This is a genomic window from Streptomyces celluloflavus (assembly GCA_000720995.1).
Taxonomy (GTDB): domain Bacteria; phylum Actinomycetota; class Actinomycetes; order Streptomycetales; family Streptomycetaceae; genus Streptomyces; species Streptomyces celluloflavus.
In genome coordinates, this window is record JOEL01000019.1 from 13062 (window position 1) to 28344 (window position 15283).

General features: G+C 75.1%; 11 protein-coding genes. 10 read left to right on the forward strand and 1 reads right to left on the reverse strand.

Annotation, left to right across the window (positions count from 1 at the left end; translation table 11 throughout):
- Positions 1-38: 38 nt before the first annotated feature.
- On the forward strand, positions 39-719 hold the full coding sequence (locus tag IH09_RS19195) for a hypothetical protein (protein ID WP_052857789.1): 681 nt from the start codon (positions 39-41) through the stop codon (positions 717-719).
- A gap of 39 nt (positions 720-758) precedes the next feature.
- Here the strand turns inward: IH09_RS19195 and IH09_RS19200 are convergent, their stop codons facing one another.
- Positions 759-2063, reverse strand: coding sequence for a LysR family transcriptional regulator (locus tag IH09_RS19200; protein ID WP_240150740.1), 1305 nt, complete (start codon positions 2061-2063; stop codon positions 759-761).
- Positions 2064-2185: 122 nt separating this feature from the next.
- Here IH09_RS19200 and IH09_RS19205 point away from each other — a divergent pair, with 122 nt between their 5' ends.
- The 9 genes from IH09_RS19205 (at position 2186) to IH09_RS19245 (ending at position 15267) form a co-directional block, all read left to right on the forward strand.
- Positions 2186-3367: an MFS transporter gene (locus IH09_RS19205; protein ID WP_052857792.1), complete on the forward strand. Its 1182-nt coding sequence runs from the start codon at positions 2186-2188 to the stop codon at positions 3365-3367.
- A complete protein-coding gene (locus IH09_RS19210) occupies positions 3354-3647 on the forward strand; it encodes a DUF3039 domain-containing protein (protein WP_078568732.1) in 294 nt (97 codons plus the stop codon). The genes IH09_RS19205 and IH09_RS19210 overlap by 14 nt, the downstream gene beginning before the upstream one ends.
- Positions 3648-3944: 297 nt before the next feature.
- On the forward strand, positions 3945-5243 hold the full coding sequence (locus IH09_RS19215) for an extracellular solute-binding protein (RefSeq protein ID WP_052857794.1): 1299 nt from the start codon (positions 3945-3947) through the stop codon (positions 5241-5243).
- Positions 5231-6160, forward strand: coding sequence for a carbohydrate ABC transporter permease (locus IH09_RS19220; RefSeq protein WP_052857798.1), 930 nt, complete (start codon positions 5231-5233; stop codon positions 6158-6160). The genes IH09_RS19215 and IH09_RS19220 overlap by 13 nt, the downstream gene beginning before the upstream one ends.
- Before the next feature lie 56 nt (positions 6161-6216).
- The gene (locus IH09_RS19225) at positions 6217-7062 is read left to right on the forward strand and encodes a carbohydrate ABC transporter permease (RefSeq protein WP_052858007.1); all 846 of its coding nucleotides are present in this window, start codon (positions 6217-6219) and stop codon (positions 7060-7062) included.
- A gap of 4 nt (positions 7063-7066) precedes the next feature.
- The gene (locus IH09_RS19230; protein ID WP_052857801.1) at positions 7067-8719 is read left to right on the forward strand and encodes a beta-N-acetylhexosaminidase; all 1653 of its coding nucleotides are present in this window, start codon (positions 7067-7069) and stop codon (positions 8717-8719) included.
- A gap of 286 nt (positions 8720-9005) precedes the next feature.
- Complete coding sequence (locus IH09_RS19235) at positions 9006-9902, forward strand: FAD binding domain-containing protein (protein WP_052857803.1); 897 nt, start codon at positions 9006-9008, stop codon at positions 9900-9902.
- Entirely contained in the window at positions 9899-12940 is a 3042-nt protein-coding gene (locus IH09_RS19240; protein ID WP_052857807.1) for a 2Fe-2S iron-sulfur cluster-binding protein, read from the forward strand. Before IH09_RS19235 ends, IH09_RS19240 begins: the two co-directional genes overlap by 4 nt.
- On the forward strand, positions 12937-15267 hold the full coding sequence (locus IH09_RS19245) for a xanthine dehydrogenase family protein molybdopterin-binding subunit (protein WP_052857810.1): 2331 nt from the start codon (positions 12937-12939) through the stop codon (positions 15265-15267). Before IH09_RS19240 ends, IH09_RS19245 begins: the two co-directional genes overlap by 4 nt.
- Positions 15268-15283: the final 16 nt, after the last annotated feature.

Sequence of the window (15283 nt, forward strand, 5' to 3'; positions counted from 1 at the left end):
GCGAAGGCGGGGCCGCGCGAGACGAACGGGGGACGGCCATGCACAGGCCGAGCGTGCCCGAGGACCTTGATCATCCGGAGCGGCTGTGGGCCCGCGCCGCGACGCTGGCCGTGGTGGCGGCCGCCGTGCCGGACATGGACGAATTCGCCCGGACCGGCCAGGGGCTGGTGTGCTGGAACGGCGGCGGCAGCTACTGGTGGCGGCTGGAACTGTCCGGGGACGGCCGTGCGCTGCTCTGCGGGCAGGACGCGGACGGCAGTCACACGCACTGGGGCGGCAGGCGGCTCGACTTCCTGTCGGGCGGCCCCGACTGGCTGCCCCGGGAGCGGTTGCGGGAGGACGCCGAGGGCGGACTCCTCGGCTTCGTGTACTGGTGGCAGGACGGGGTCTGGAGCCGCGCGCCGTATCCCGGGCAGCTGCCGGACGACGGTCTGGCGACGGCCGTGAGCTGGGCCGCGGCCGGGGACACCGCGGTGGCGGAGATCGTCCAGGAACTCGTGGCGCGCCGGGAGACGGACGCCGATCCCCTGGCCGCGGTCCACGGCTTCCTCGCCGCCGCCGAGGCCCGCACGGTCGGTGCGGCGGAGATAGCGGAGCTGCTGGACGCGGTCTGCGACCGGGACTCCTGGTACGACGTGCGGCCGGCCGCGGCCCTCGCGTTCGCCACCGAGCTGGGCCTGACCACGGGCGACCGGGGCGGGCTGCGGGTGGCGTCGTAGGGCGAGGGGGACGGCGGCCGCGCGGGCGCGGGCGCGGGGTCAGCGCCCGGCGGGTCCCGTCCGTGCGGCGCGCGCCGTGCCCTCGGGGTGTGCGGCAGGTGCCGGGTGCGCTCGCCGCTCCGCCAGTGCGAAGAGGCGCTCCGCCAGCGGGTGGGCGTCGCGGGCGGGCAGCGCGAGGTGGACGGGTACCGGCGGCGCGTTCTTGAGGCGTACGTACCGGATGCCGGGGTGGGTGTGCCGCCGGGCCACCGGCTCCGGTGCCACACCGACGCCGTGGCCGGCCGCGACCGCTTCCAGCCACTCGTCGAAGTTCCCCGCGGTGCAGGCGAGTCGGGGGCGCCGGCCGACGGGCCACAGGTCGGGTGTGGTGCTGCCGGTGACGGTGTTGACCACCAGCGGCAGATCCGCCAGCTCGGCCCAGTCCAGCACCCGGCGGTGGGCCACCGTGCGGACGGCCGCGGCCATGGCCGCGGTGCCGGACCGGGTATCGGCGTGCCCCGCCGCGCGGTCCCCGGCGTGCTCGCCGGCAGGGTCTCGCGGGTGGCCGTGCGGATGGTCGTCCGCGTGGCCGGCGGCGCGCAGCGGGGTGCGGGACAGGGCGGCGATCCGCGGTTCGTGGAGCAGGAGGGTGGTGCGCAGCCCGGCGCCCGGGGGGATGTCGCCGCGCAGTACCACGATGTCCGACTCCCCGGTCTCCAGCCCGGCGAGCGGGGAGTCCCGGCGTACCAGCCGGACGCCGGCGCCGGTCGCCGCCTCGAAGTCCGCGGTGAGCGGGGCGCAGGCGGCGGGCAGCAGCGAGGTGAAGCCGAGGCGCAGGACCGCGGGCCCGGCGGGGGAGCGGAGCGCGGCGGCCAGCCGGGGCAGCAGCGGGGCGAGGTCGTCGTAGAGCCGGCGGCCGGCGTCGGTGAGCTCGACGCGGCGGGTCGTACGGTCCAGCAGCCGGGTGCCGAGGGCGGTCTCCAGTGCGCGGACGGTCCGGGTCAGGGCGGGCTGGCCGGTCCGCAGCCGGTCGGCGGCGTGGGTGAAGCTGCGCTCGTCCGCGACGGCGAGGAAGCCGCGCAGATGCCGCAGTTCGACGCCGTCGAAGGCGGCGAAGCCGTCCGGACCGTCGGGGCTTCCGGGGCTTTCGGGGCCGTGGCCGGCCCCCGCCGTCGCCCCGGCCGCACTCGCCGCATCCGCCGCATCCGCCGTATGGCCGGTATCCGCCGGGCCGCTCGCCTTCGCCGTACGGCGCGTATCCGTTGTACGGCGGGTATCCGCCGCACAGCGGCCATCCGCCGTACCGCGCGTATCCGCCGTACGGAGCGTGTCCCCCGCGCGGCCCGGAGCCCTGTCGTCATTCATGCCGCCCCAGCATAAGTGCGGCCCCGCGGGCATTTCCCCGGGCATCCGGAGACTGCCTACGTTTCCCGCATCGGTTCATCCCGGGGCGCCGGTGCCCCGGAAGATCAGGGGAGTTGAGCGCGGTGCGCAAGGTCTGGCTGCTGACGCTGGGGGCCTTCACCCTCGGCCTGGACGCCTATGTGATGGCCGGTCTGCTGCCGGTCCTGGCGGACGACATCGGTACCCGGGTGTCCCTGGCGGGGCAGCTGGTGACCGTCTTCACGCTGGCGTACGCGATCTCCGCGCCGCTGGTCGCCGGGCTGCTGGCCGGAGTGCGGCCGCGGGTGCTGATCCTGGCCGCGCTGGCGGTCTTCACACTCGGCAACGGCGTGACGGCGCTCGCGCCCTCGCTGGGCGCGCTGCTCGCCGCCCGGGTGGTCGCGGGCGCCGGGGCCGGGGTCTACTCGGCGCTGTCCACGGCGGCCGCCGCCGCACTGGTCCCCGAGGCGCGGCGCGGCCGGGCGCTGGCGCTGGTGATGGGCGGGATGAGCGCGGGCACCGTACTGGGCGTGCCGATCGGGGTGCTGCTGGCCGAGCACACCGGCTGGCGCACCACGATGTGGCTGGTCACGGGGCTCGGCGCGGTCGCCCTCGGCGGTCTCGCGGCGCTGCTGCCGCCGGTGCCCGCCGAGCCCGCGGTCCCGGTCCGGGCCCGGCTGGCGGCCATCGCGGACCGTGCGGTGGCACCCGTCGTCGCCGTGTCGTTCCTGGCCGCGGTCGCCAGCCTCGGCCTGTACACCTACCTCGCGCCGGTGCTGGCCGCCGCGGGCGGTGTCGGCGAGGTGGCCCCGTACCTGTGGGCGTGGGGCGTCGGCGGGGTGCTGGGCAGTGTGCTGGCCGGGCCGCTGGTGGACCGTACGGGCCGGGCCGGGCGGCTGGTCGGCGTGGTGCTGGTGGTGATCGTCGTGGCGCAGGCGCTGCTGCCGTCGCTGGCCTCCGTGGCGCTGCCCGGTGCGGTGGCCGCGCTGGTGGCGTGGGGTGCGGCGGGCTGGGCGCTCCAGGTGCCGCAGCAGCACCGGCTGCTGGCGCTGCGCGCGGACCGCGGCACGGTCGCGCTCGCGCTGAACAACTCGGCGCTCTATCTGGGCAGCGCGGTCGGTTCGGCGCTGGGCGGGCTGGCGCTGGCGGTGGGCGCGGCGCCGTACGTGCTGCCCTGGGCGGCGGCGGGGGTGGCGGCCGCCGGTCTCGCCCTGCACCTGGCGACGGGCCGGCGCTCCCGGGTCGCCGCGCGCGTGGGTACCCTTGGCAGTTATGAGCACTGTTGAGCCCGAGCGCGGGGCAGGTACGGGAACCCTCGTAGAGCCGACACCGCAGGTGTCGCACGGCGACGGCGATCACGAGCGCTTCGCCCACTATGTCCAGAAGGACAAGATCATGGCGAGTGCGCTCGACGGCACTCCTGTCGTCGCGCTGTGCGGCAAGGTCTGGGTTCCGGGGCGTGACCCGAAGAAGTACCCGGTCTGCCCGATGTGCAAGGAGATCTTCGAGTCCATGGGCGCCGGTGGCGACAAGGACAAGGGCGGCAAGGACGGCGGCAAGAAGTAGCGGCTGCCGCAGGCGGTAGCGGCGGGCGTGCGTCCGCCGTGGGCAGAGGTACCGGCACGGGCCCGGGTCCTTCATGGACCCGGGCCCGTCGTCGTGCGCGGACGGCGGGGCGGCCGGGCGGCAGGGGAGCCGGGCGGGTGCGGGCGGGCGCGCCGGCGGGTGCCGCGCGGGGCGGCGTGGAGATCTTCGGCGGTGACGGGCTCTTGTCGTGGCGCGTAACCACCCTTAATCTCCAGGGAATTGTGCAATGCGAAACGCTCGTTGCGTATGTTGCAACAAGACTCGGAGGGTTCTGCCATGCGCCTCTCTGCCCGAATAGCCGCCGCCGCCACGGCACTTGTGCTGGCCGGCCCCGCGGTCACCGCCTGCGCCCCGGCCACCTCCGGCGCCGGCGCCACGGCGGACGCGAAGACCGGCACGCTGCGGGTCTGGCTCTTCCAGGAGGTCGACAACGCACCGAAGGAGAAGGTGGTCCAGCAGGCGGTGTCGGCCTTCACGGCGTCCCATAAGGGCGTCAAGGTCACCGTCGACTACATCCCCGTCGAAACCCGGGCACCGCGGATCAAAGCAGCTTTCAACGACCCGGCCAGCGCACCCGATGTGATCGAGTACGGCAACACCGACACCGCCGGATACGTCAAGGACGGCGGACTGGCCGACGTGAGCCGGGAGTTCACCGCCTGGCAGGATGCCAAGGACACCGACCCCGCGGCCAAGGAATCGGTGACCGTGGACGGGAAGATCTACGGCGCCCCGCTCTTCGTCGGCGTCCGCGCCCTCTACTACCGCACCGACGTCTTCCGGGACCTGGGCATCGCGGTCCCCACCACCCAGGCCGAGCTCGTCGCCGCCGCGAAGCGGATCCGCGCGGCCCGCCCCGAGCTGTACGGCCTCGCGGTCGGCGGCGCGTACACCTACGGCGCGCTGCCGTTCATCTGGGCGGCCGGCGGCGAACTCGCCGCGAAGAAGGACGGCACCTACACCGCCGCCATCGACAGCGCCCGCGCCCGGCAGGGCATCGCCGCGTACACCGGCCTGTTCGGCGACGACAACTGCCCGGCCGCCAAGTGCGCGCGCATGGGCGGCAACGACACCGTCACCGCCTTCGCCTCCGGCAAGGCCGCGATGGCCATCGGCGGCGACTTCAACCACCAGGCCGTCGAGGCCGGAGCCGTACGGGGCAAGTACGCGGTGGTACCGCTGCCCGGCCTCGGCAAGGGCGAAATCGCGCCGGCCTTCGCGGGCGGCAACAACATCGGCGTCCTCAAGAGCACCACCCACCGCACCCTGGCGGTCGACCTGATGAAGGAGCTGGCGGGCAAGAAGACCCAGCGGGGGCTGTTCGACGCGATGGGCTTCCTGCCGACGTACGGCGACGTACGGGCCGAGGCCGCCGCGCGCAAGCCGTACGCCGCCCCGTTCGTCAAGACGCTGGAGGCCGGCGCCAAGTTCGTCCCGGCCACCCCCGGCTGGGGCACCATCGACGCCTCGCTGGTGCTGCCGACCATGTTCCAGGAGATCGTCAGCGGCCGTAAGGACGTCGGCGCGGCCGCCGGCGCCGCCGCGCGGAAGATGGACGAGGCATTCCGGAAGTGAGTACCGCGCGCACCGGCAGCCGGCGCGCGGGCGGCTGGACACCCTGGCTCTATCTCGCCCCCGCGCTGATCGTCCTCGGCGGCCTGCTGGTCTACCCCCTCTACCAACTCGGCCTGATCTCGTTCCTCGAATACACCCAGGCCCAGGTCAGCGGCGGCGAGCCGACCAGCTTCCAGGGGCTCGCCAACTACGCCGCGCTCTTCGGCGACGGCCAGTTCTGGCAGGTACTGCTGGCGACCGTGCTGTTCGCCGCGGCCTGTGTGCTGGGCACCCTCGCGGTGGGCTGCGCGCTGGCCCTGCTCCTCACCCGGATCCGCGCACTGCCCCGGCTCGCCCTGATGCTCGCCGGGCTCGGCGCCTGGGCCACCCCCGCCGTCACCGGCTCCACGGTCTGGATGTTCCTCTTCGACCCGGACCTCGGACCGGTGAACAAGGTGCTGGTCCGGCTCGGTCTGACCGGCTTCCAGGACTACTCCTGGACCTACGGGCGCTACAGCGCGTTCGCCCTCGTCCTGCTCGAAGTGGTCTGGTGCTCCTTCCCGTTCGTGATGGTGACCGTCTACGCCGGCATCCGGGCCGTCCCCGGCGAGGTGCTGGAGGCCGCCGAACTGGACGGCGCCTCGCAGTGGCGGGTCTGGCGCAGCGTGCTGGCCCCGATGCTGCGGCCGATCCTCGTCGTCGTCACCATCCAGTCGGTGATCTGGGACTTCAAGGTCTTCACCCAGATCTATGTGATGACGGGCGGCGGCGGTATCGCCGGCCAGAACCTCGTCCTGAACGTCTACGCGTACCAGAAGGCGTTCGCGTCCTCGCAGTACAGCCTCGGCTCGGCGATCGGCGTCGTGATGCTGCTGATCCTGCTCGCCGTGACGCTCGGCTATCTGCGGCTGCTGCGCCGCCAGGGGGAGGAACTGTGAGCGGTGTCCGAGCGACGGCGGACCGGGCGGGCACCCGGCGCGCCCCGGGGCGCTTCCTGCCGCGGCGGCCCTGGCGGCTCGCCGCGGAGGCCGGTGCGCTGCTGATCGCCGCCGCCGTCGCCTTCCCGCTCTACTGGATGGTGCTGTCCGCGTTCAAACCGGCCGGCGAGGTGCAGTCCACCCGGCCGCTCCCCTGGACCCTCGACCCCTCGCTGGACGCCTTCCGGCGGGTCTTCCAGCAGCAGGACTTCGGCCGCTACTTCCTCAACAGCCTGTTCGTGGCCGGGGTCGTGGTCGTCGTCTCCGCGCTGATCGCGTTCCTCGCGGCCACCGCCGTGACCCGCTTCCGGTTCCGCTTCCGCACGACCCTGCTGGTGATGTTCCTGGTCGCGCAGATGGTGCCGGTCGAGGCGCTCACCATCCCACTGTTCTTCCTGCTGCGGGACGTCGGCACGGCCGTGCCCGGCATCGGCCTGAACACACTGGGCGCACTGATCCTGCCGCACCTCGCCTTCTCGCTGCCGTTCGCCATCTGGATGCTGCGCGGTTTCGTCCGGGCCGTCCCGGCGGCGGTGGAGGAGGCCGCCGCCATCGACGGCGCGAGCCGCGCCCGCTTCCTGTGGCAGATCCTCTTCCCGCTCGTCTTCCCCGGACTTGTCGCGACCAGCGTCTTCTCCTTCATCTCGACCTGGAACGACTTCCTGTTCGCCAAGTCCTTCATCATCAGCGCCACCGAGAACTCCACCCTCCCCATGGCGCTGCTCGTCTTCTTCAAACCGGACGAGAACGACTGGGGCGGGATCATGGCAGCATCGACCGTGATGACCATCCCTGTGCTGGTCTTCTTCGTACTCGTACAGCGCCGCCTGGTCTCGGGCCTCGGCGGCGCGGTGAAGGACTGACGTCATGACGCATCCGGACACCGACCTGATCCCCCTGCCGCGCCGGGCACAGCACGGCCCGCCCGCCGGCGGCGAGGGCACCACCCTGGACGAGCGCACCGAGATCGAGGCGCGGCCCGGCACCGAACGCGTCGCGCGGTGGCTGCGGGGGACCGTCGGCGCCGCCACCGGCCTGCCGCTGGCGCCGTTCCGCGACTCCGGCAACCGCATCGTGCTCCGGCTGGACCCGGAGACCGAACGGGAGCTCGGGCCCGAGGGCTACCGCCTCGTCACCGACGGCCCGCTCACCGTCATCGAGGGCGGCGGCGAGGCGGGGCTGTTCTGGGGCGCCCAGACCCTCCGTCAGCTGCTCGGCCCGGACGCCTTCCGGCGGGCGCCGACCGTCCCGGACAAGCGGACCTGGCCCCTCCCGGCGCTGCGCATCGAGGACGCCCCCCGCTTCCGCTGGCGCGGCATGATGCTGGACGTCGCCCGGCACTTCCTGCCCAAGGACGGCGTACTGCGCTACCTCGACCTGCTCGCCGCGCACAAACTCAACGTCCTGCATCTGCACCTCACCGACGACCAGGGCTGGCGCATCGAGATCACCCGCTACCCGAAGCTGACCGAGGTCGGCGGCTGGCGCGAGCGCACCAAGCTCGGCCACCGCGCCTCCCCGCTGTGGGACGAGCGCCCGCACGGCGGCTTCTACACCCAGGACGACATCCGCGAGATCGTCGCCTACGCCGCCGAGCGCCACATCACCGTCGTCCCCGAGATCGACATCCCCGGCCACTCCCAGGCCGCCATCGCGGCGTATCCGGAACTCGGCAACTCCGACGTCGTCGACACCGCCGCCCTGAAGGTCTGGGACACCTGGGGCGTCAACCCGAACGTCCTCGCACCCACCGAGAACACCCTGCGCTTCTACGAGAACGTCCTGGAGGAGGTGCTCGCCCTCTTCCCCGCGCCGTTCGTCCACATCGGCGGCGACGAGTGCCCCAAGGACCAGTGGCGCGCGTCGCCCACCGCCCAGGCCCGGATGGCCGAGCTGGGACTGGCCGGCGAGGACGAGCTCCAGAGCTGGTTCATCCGGCACTTCGACCGCTGGCTGACCGCCCGCGGACGCCGCCTGATCGGCTGGGACGAGATCATCGAGGGCGGCCTGGCCGAGGGCGCCGCGGTGTCCTCCTGGCGCGGTTACGGCGGCGGGATAGCCGCCGCCCGCGCCGGCCACGACGTCGTCATGTGCCCGGAACAGCAGGTGTACCTGGACCACCGTCAGCACGCCTCCATGGACGAACCGGTGCCGATCGGCTTCGTACGGACCCTGGAGGACGTCTACCGCTTCGAACCGGTGCCGGCGGAGCTGTCCGGCGAAGAGGCCGCGCGCATCATGGGCACCCAGGCCAACGCGTGGTCCGAGGTCATGGACAGTCAGCAGCGCGTCGACTACCAGGTCTTTCCGCGCCTGACGGCGTTCGCCGAGGTCGCCTGGTCGCAGCTGCCGCCGTCGGACGCCCGCGACTACCAGGACTTCACCCGCCGGATGACCGCCCACTACGCCCGGCTCGACGCCCTCGGCGTGGGCTACCGCCCGCCGGCCGGCCCGCACCCCTGGCAGCGGCGGCCCGGCGTGCTCGGACGCCCGATTGACGGGGCGCCCCCAAACGTGTGAGCCCGTGGCGTACGGAAGGTGCTCGTGCGGCCGGTCCCCGGGACGGTGGTCCCCGGACCGGCCGTACGGCGTCCCGTGGCCGCCCCGGCGTCCCGCCCGGCGCACCGGCGGCACCCGCCGGAGCCGGACGAAACGGACCGGCCCGCGGCCGCGGGGCGGACCGCCGCATCCCGGACCCTCTCGCCGGGGAACCGGGAAGATGTGCCAGAGTTGCCACGTCCGGGCCGTGAGCACGTACCGTACGGCGGAGCGGAACAGCCGGGACACCGGGGAAGGGGCAGCTGGCTTGACCACGCACGCACCGCACGCGTCGCACACGGTGACGTTGCCGGCCTCGCTCGACGAGGCGGTGGCGGCGCTCACCGCGATGCCCGCCGCCGTACCCGTCGCGGGCGGCACCGATCTCATGGCGGCGGTGAACGCCGGACTCCTCAGACCAGCGGCCCTGGTGGGCCTCGGCCGGATCAGCGAGATCCGCGGCTGGCAGTACCAGGACGGCCACGCCCTGCTCGGCGCCGGGCTCACCCTCGTCCGCATGGGACGCCCCGACTTCGCCGCGCTGATCCCCGGCCTGGCCGCCGCCGCCCGCGCGGCCGGCCCGCCGCAGATCCGCAACGCCGGGACGCTCGGCGGCAACATCGTGACCTGCGCCCCCACCGGCGACACCCTCCCCGTGCTCGCCGCCCTCGAAGCCACGGTGCTCATCGCCGGGCCCGCGGGCACCCGCCGCGAGATCCCGGTCAGCCACCTCCTGGCCGGCCGGGAGATGCTGCGGCCCGGCGAACTCGTCGGCTTCGTACGGGTGCCGCTGCTGCACGCCCCGCAGACCTTCCTCAAGGCCACCGGCCGCACCGGCCCCGGCCGCGCCATCGCCTCCGTCGCACTGGTCCTGGACCCGGCGCGGCGCGGGGTGCGCTGCGCGGTGGGCGCGGTCGCCGCGATGCCGCTGCGCCCGCTGGAGGCCGAGCAGTGGGTGGCCTCGCTCATCGACTGGGACGGCGAACGCGGCCTGGTCCCCGAGGCGCTGACGGCCTTCGGCGACTACGTCGCCGCCGCCTGTATCCCCGACCCGGCGCCGCCGCTGGACGGTGCGGAGCCGGCGGCCCTGCCGGCCACCGCACTGCACCTGCGCCGTACGGTGGCGGTCCTGGCCCGCCGCGCACTTGGGAGGGCGCTTTCGTGAGTGACGCAGACAACCGAACCGCGGACAACCGAGCCGGGGACCACCACGGCCCGGACCACCGGGATCCGCAGCAGCCGCACCCCGAACAGGGCTGGCAGCCGCTGCCGCAGGGCGGCGAGTACGAGTCGGACGCGACGGCCTTCGTCCAGCTCCCGGAGGGCTTCGCCAACAGCCTCTACGGGACGCCCGGTACGCCCGGCGGCTACGGCGCGCCCGGCGCCGAACCGCTCGCCGCGCCCGGCCACGGCTACACCCCGCCCGCCTCCTTCGCCCCGCACCCCACCGCGCCGCCGGCCGCCGGCGGCGCCACCGACCCGGCGGCGACCGCCCAGTGGACGATGCCGTTCGCGGACCCGTCGGCCGGATACGCGCCCCCGGCCGCACCCGCTCAAGGCCCCGCCGCCGGCCAGGCGTCGGCCGGCCACCCCGGTACGCCCGGTGCGGCGCAGCCGTGGGGCGGCGACCCGGTGCAGTGGCCGGTCGCGGGCGGTGCGCAGGCGGCGGCCGGCGGTACGGGGTCGTGGTCGGTCCCGGCGGCGGGGGACGACGTCCAGGAGGAGTCCGGTGAGTACCTGGTCGGCGACGACCGGCTGACGGGACATCCGGGACACCAGGGCCTGCCGGGCGGGCACGGCCACCAGCAACACCAGCAGGGACACCCGGGTACCGCCGCGCCGGGTACCGCCGCCGGTTACCCGGGCGACGGGTACCCGGGCACGTACGGCGGTGCCGGGGGCGTCCCCGGCGCGGGCGTCACGGGCGGGACCGGGCACTGGAACTTCGCCACCGGACCGGCCGCCACGGCGGACCCGAGCGGCGCGGGCGACAGCGGTACGGGCGGCGCCGACGGCGTACCCGGTCCGGCGGCGCACGACGCGCGGCAGCCGTCGCACGAGGTCCACCAGGCACCGCACGCTCCCCATGCCCCGCAGGCCCCCCACGACCCGCACACCGCGCACGAGCACCGTCCCGCGCACGAGGCGCACGGCACCCAGGGCGTTCCGGCGGACGATCCGTACGCGCACGGTGCCGGGCTGCCGGGCCACAACACCGGACCGGGCAGCGAACTGCCGGACGGCGGCGGCCCGTCGGGCGGCGGCTCCTACGGGACCGGTGGGAATGGCGGAACCGGCGGGGTGACCGTGCAGTGGTCGCTGCCGGCCGATGCCAAGGCCCAGTGGCCCCCCGCGGCCCCGACGCCGCGGCACGAGGAGACGCAGCCCCTGCGCGCGGTCGAGGTGACACAGCCGCTCCGGGTGGTCGCCCTGGATCCCGGTGCCACGGCCGGTCCCGGTGCCGTCGCGGATTCCGGCACCGCGGCCGGTCCGGCGGCCGGTGCCGGTACGGACGGCGGCGCGGACGCCGCGAGCGGCGCGCGTCCGGTCGCCGGTGCGGCCCACTGGTCGGTCCCGGTCGCCGGTACCGAACAGCCCGATACGTCAGGGGAGTTCGCGCTCGGTGCGATCCCCGGCGCCGACTCCGGGACCGGCGCGGCGGGCGGCGCGGCGTACGCGGCGTACGACCCGTACGCGGCTTCCCGGGCGGCCGACGCGGGGCCGGTCACTGATGCGGGGCCGGGTGCCGACGTGGGACCGGGTGCCGACGGTGCGGCCGCCGAGGGCGCGGTGGTCGACGGCGCCGTCTCCCACGACGCGGTTTCCCACGGCGCCGTCTCCCACGACGCGGTTTCCCACGGCGCCGTCTCCCACGACACGGTTTCCCAAGACGCGGTCTCCCATGACGCGGTCTCCCACGACGCCGTCTCCCATGACGCGGTTTCCCATGGCGCGGCTGCCGGGGCCGGACCGGCCGCGGGCACGGCTGCCGAGCCCGGCGCCGAACCCGCTGCCGGGCACCGGCCCGGCACCGCGGCCGGACCGGACGGCGCGCCCGCCGCGTCCCTGGGCGACGGCCCGGACACCGCCCCGTCCGCGGAACTCGGCGAGCCCGCACGGCCCACCGGCCCCGCGGAGCCCGCCCACCGCCCCGCGGAGACGCCCGGCACCGCCGATACCGCCGACCCGGCTCACACCGCCGACCCGGCGCACGCCGTCCACACCACCGACACCACCGGTCCGGCGCACGCCGTCCACACCACCGACGCCGCCGACACCACCGGTCCGGCGGACGCCGTCAACGCCGTCAGCGCCACCGACGCCGGAGCCCCGGCCGATGCCCGGGTCCCCGGGCCCGCCGCCTCCGAGGCCGTCGACGGGTCCGCGGAACCCGCCGGGAGCCGGGCCGACGCCCCCGCCGACCCGGACCCCGGGCCCGAGGCCGCACCGGTCCTCGTGCCCGACCCCGACACCGATGCAGGTGCCGACGCCCACGACGAACACCCCCACGACGAACACCCCCACGCCTCCTACGCCCTGCGCGTGAACGGCACCGACCGGCCGGTCACCGACGCCTGGATCGGGGAGTCGCTCCTCTACGTCCTGCGCGAGCGGCTCGGCCTCGCCGGGGCCAAGGACGGCTGTTCCCAGGGCGAGTGCGGGGCCTGCTCCGTCCAGGTGGACGGGCGGCTCGTCGCGTCCTGCCTGGTGCCCGCGGTCACCACGGCGGGCAGTGAGGTCCGTACGGTCGAGGGGCTCGCGCAACACGGCGCGCCCTCCGACGTACAGCGCGCGCTCGCCGCGTCCGGCGCCGTGCAGTGCGGCTTCTGCGTACCGGGCATGGCGATGACCGTCCACGACCTGCTGGAGGGCAACCACGCCCCCAGCGAACTGGAGACCCGCAAGGCGCTCTGCGGCAACCTCTGCCGCTGCTCCGGCTACCGGGGCGTGCTGGACGCCGTCGACGAGGTCGTCAGAGCCCGCGCACAGGCCGCCGAGGCCGCGGCCGCCCTGGCGGAGGCACCGGCCGAAGGCGCCCGTATCCCGCACCAGGCGGGCCCGCCCGACGCCGTCGGCCGCGCCCCGCACGACCTGGCCGCGCCCGGCCAGGGTTCCTCCGGCCACCGGCCCCCCGACCCGGGTTCGCACGGGCCGCACCACCCGGGGCCGGGCGCCGATCCGCAGCCGGGAGGCCCCGCATGAGCGGTACGACCGACGGCGCCGACGCCGTCACCGCGACCCCCGCGGCGGGCGTCCGGATGCCCGACGAACCACCGCTGCACGGACTGGGCGTCTCGCTGCCGCCCGCCGACGCGCCGGCCAAGACCGAGGGCACCTTCCCGTACGCCGCCGACCTGTGGGCCGAGGGGCTGCTGTGGGCGGCGGTGCTGCGCTCGCCGCACCCGCGCGCGCGGATCCTGTCCATCGACACCCGGCAGGCGGCCGAGATGCCGGGCGTCCGCGTCGTCCTCACGCACGAGGACGTCCCCGGCGACGCCGCCCACGGCCGCGGCACCCCCGACCGCCCGGTCTTCGCCAAGGACGAGGTCCGCCACCACGGCGAGCCGATCGCCGCGGTGGCCGCCGAGCACCCCGACACCGCCCGGCTCGCGGCCGCCGCCATCGCCGTCGAGTACGAGCTGCTCGACGCCGTCACCGACCCCCAACTCGCCTTCGAGGCCGAGCCGCTGCACCCGGACGGCAACCTCATCCGGCACATCCCGCTACGCTTCGGCGACGCCGAGGCGGTCGGCGAGGTCATGGTCGAGGGGCTCTACCGGATCGGCCGCCAGGACCCGGCCCCCATCGGCGCCGAGGCCGGGCTCGCGGTGCCGCGCCCCGACGGCGGGGTGGAGATCTACACCGCCTCCACCGACCCGCACGCCGACCGCGATCTGGCCGCCGCCTCCTTCGGTCTTGAACCGGACCGCGTCAAGATCGTGGTGACCGGTGTCCCCGGCGCCACCGGCGACCGCGAGGACCCCGGTATGCAGCTGGCCCTCGGCCTGCTGGCGATGCGTACGGGCTGCCCGGTCAAGCTGGCCGCCACCCGCGAGGAGTCCTTCCTCGCGCACGCGCACCGCCATCCCACGCTGCTGCGCTACCGCCACCACGCCGACGCCGAGGGCAAGCTCGTCAAGGTCGAGGCGCAGATCCTGATGGACGCCGGCGCCTACGCGGACACCTCCGCCGAGACGCTGGCCGCCGCCGTCTCGTTCGCCTGCGGCCCGTACGTCGTGCCGCACGCCGTCGTCGAGGGCTGGGCGGTACGCACCAACAACCCGCCGTCCGGCCATGTGCGCGGGGAGGGCGCCCTCCAGGTCTGTGCCGCGTACGAGGGCCAGATGGACCGGCTGGCCGCCCAGTTGGGCCTGGAGCCGGACGAGATCCGGCTGCGCAACGTGATGGCCACCGGCGATCTGCTGCCCACCGGGCAGACCGTCACCTGCCCGGCGCCGGTCGCCGAACTCCTGCGCGCCGTCAAGGAGGCGCCGCTGCCCGAGCTGCCCAAGGACACCCCGGAGGCGGAGTGGCTGCTGCCGGGCGGCCCCGAGGGCGCGGGCGAACCGGGCGCGGTGCGCCGGGGCGTCGGCTACGCCCTGGGCATGGTGCACATGCTCGGCGCGGAGGGCGCCGACGAGGTGTCCACCGCCACCGTCAAGGTCAGCGGTTCGGTCGCCACCGTCCTGTGCGCCGCCGTCGAGACCGGGGCCGGATTCGCCACGCTGGCCCGGCAGATCGTGCAGGAGACGCTCGGTATCGACGAGGTGCACGTCGCGGGCGTGGACACCGACCAGCCGCCGGCCGGCCGGGCCTGCCACAGCCGGCACACCTGGGTCTCCGGCGGCGCCGTGGAGCGCGCGGCCAAGATGGTCCGTACGCAGCTGCTGCAGCCGCTGGCCCACAAGTTCGGGATGTCCACCGAGCTGCTGCAGATCACCGACGGCAAGATCACCTCCTATGACGGGGTGCTCAGCACGACCGTCGCGGAGGCGCTGGACGGCAAGGAGCTGTGGGCCACCGCCCAGTCCCGGCCGCATCCCACCGAACCGCTGGACGAGAACGGGCAGGGCGACGCGTTCGTGGGGCTGGCCTTCTGCGCCATCCGCTGTGTCGCCGACGTCGACATCGAACTGGGCGCCGTCCGGGTCGTGGAGATGGCCGTCGCCCAGGACGTGGGCCGGGTGCTCAACCCGCGCCAGCTGCGGGCCCGTATCGAGGCCGGTGTCACCCAGGGGCTGGGCGCGGCCCTGATGGAGAACCTGCGCACCACCCGGGGCCAGGTCCGCCACCCCGACCTCACCGGCTACGCGCTGCCCACCGCGCTGGACGCCCCGGACATCCGGATCGTCAAGCTCGTCGAGGAACGCGATGTGGTCGCCCCGTTCGGCGCCAAGCCCGTCAGCGCGGTCCCCGTCGTCACCTCGCCGGCCGCCGTGGCCGCCGCCGTCCGCGCCGCCACCGGCCGCCCCGTCGGCCGCCTCCCGATCCGCCCGCAGGCGGCGGTCGCACAGGTCGTACAGCGGTAACCGGACCGCGGCGGGG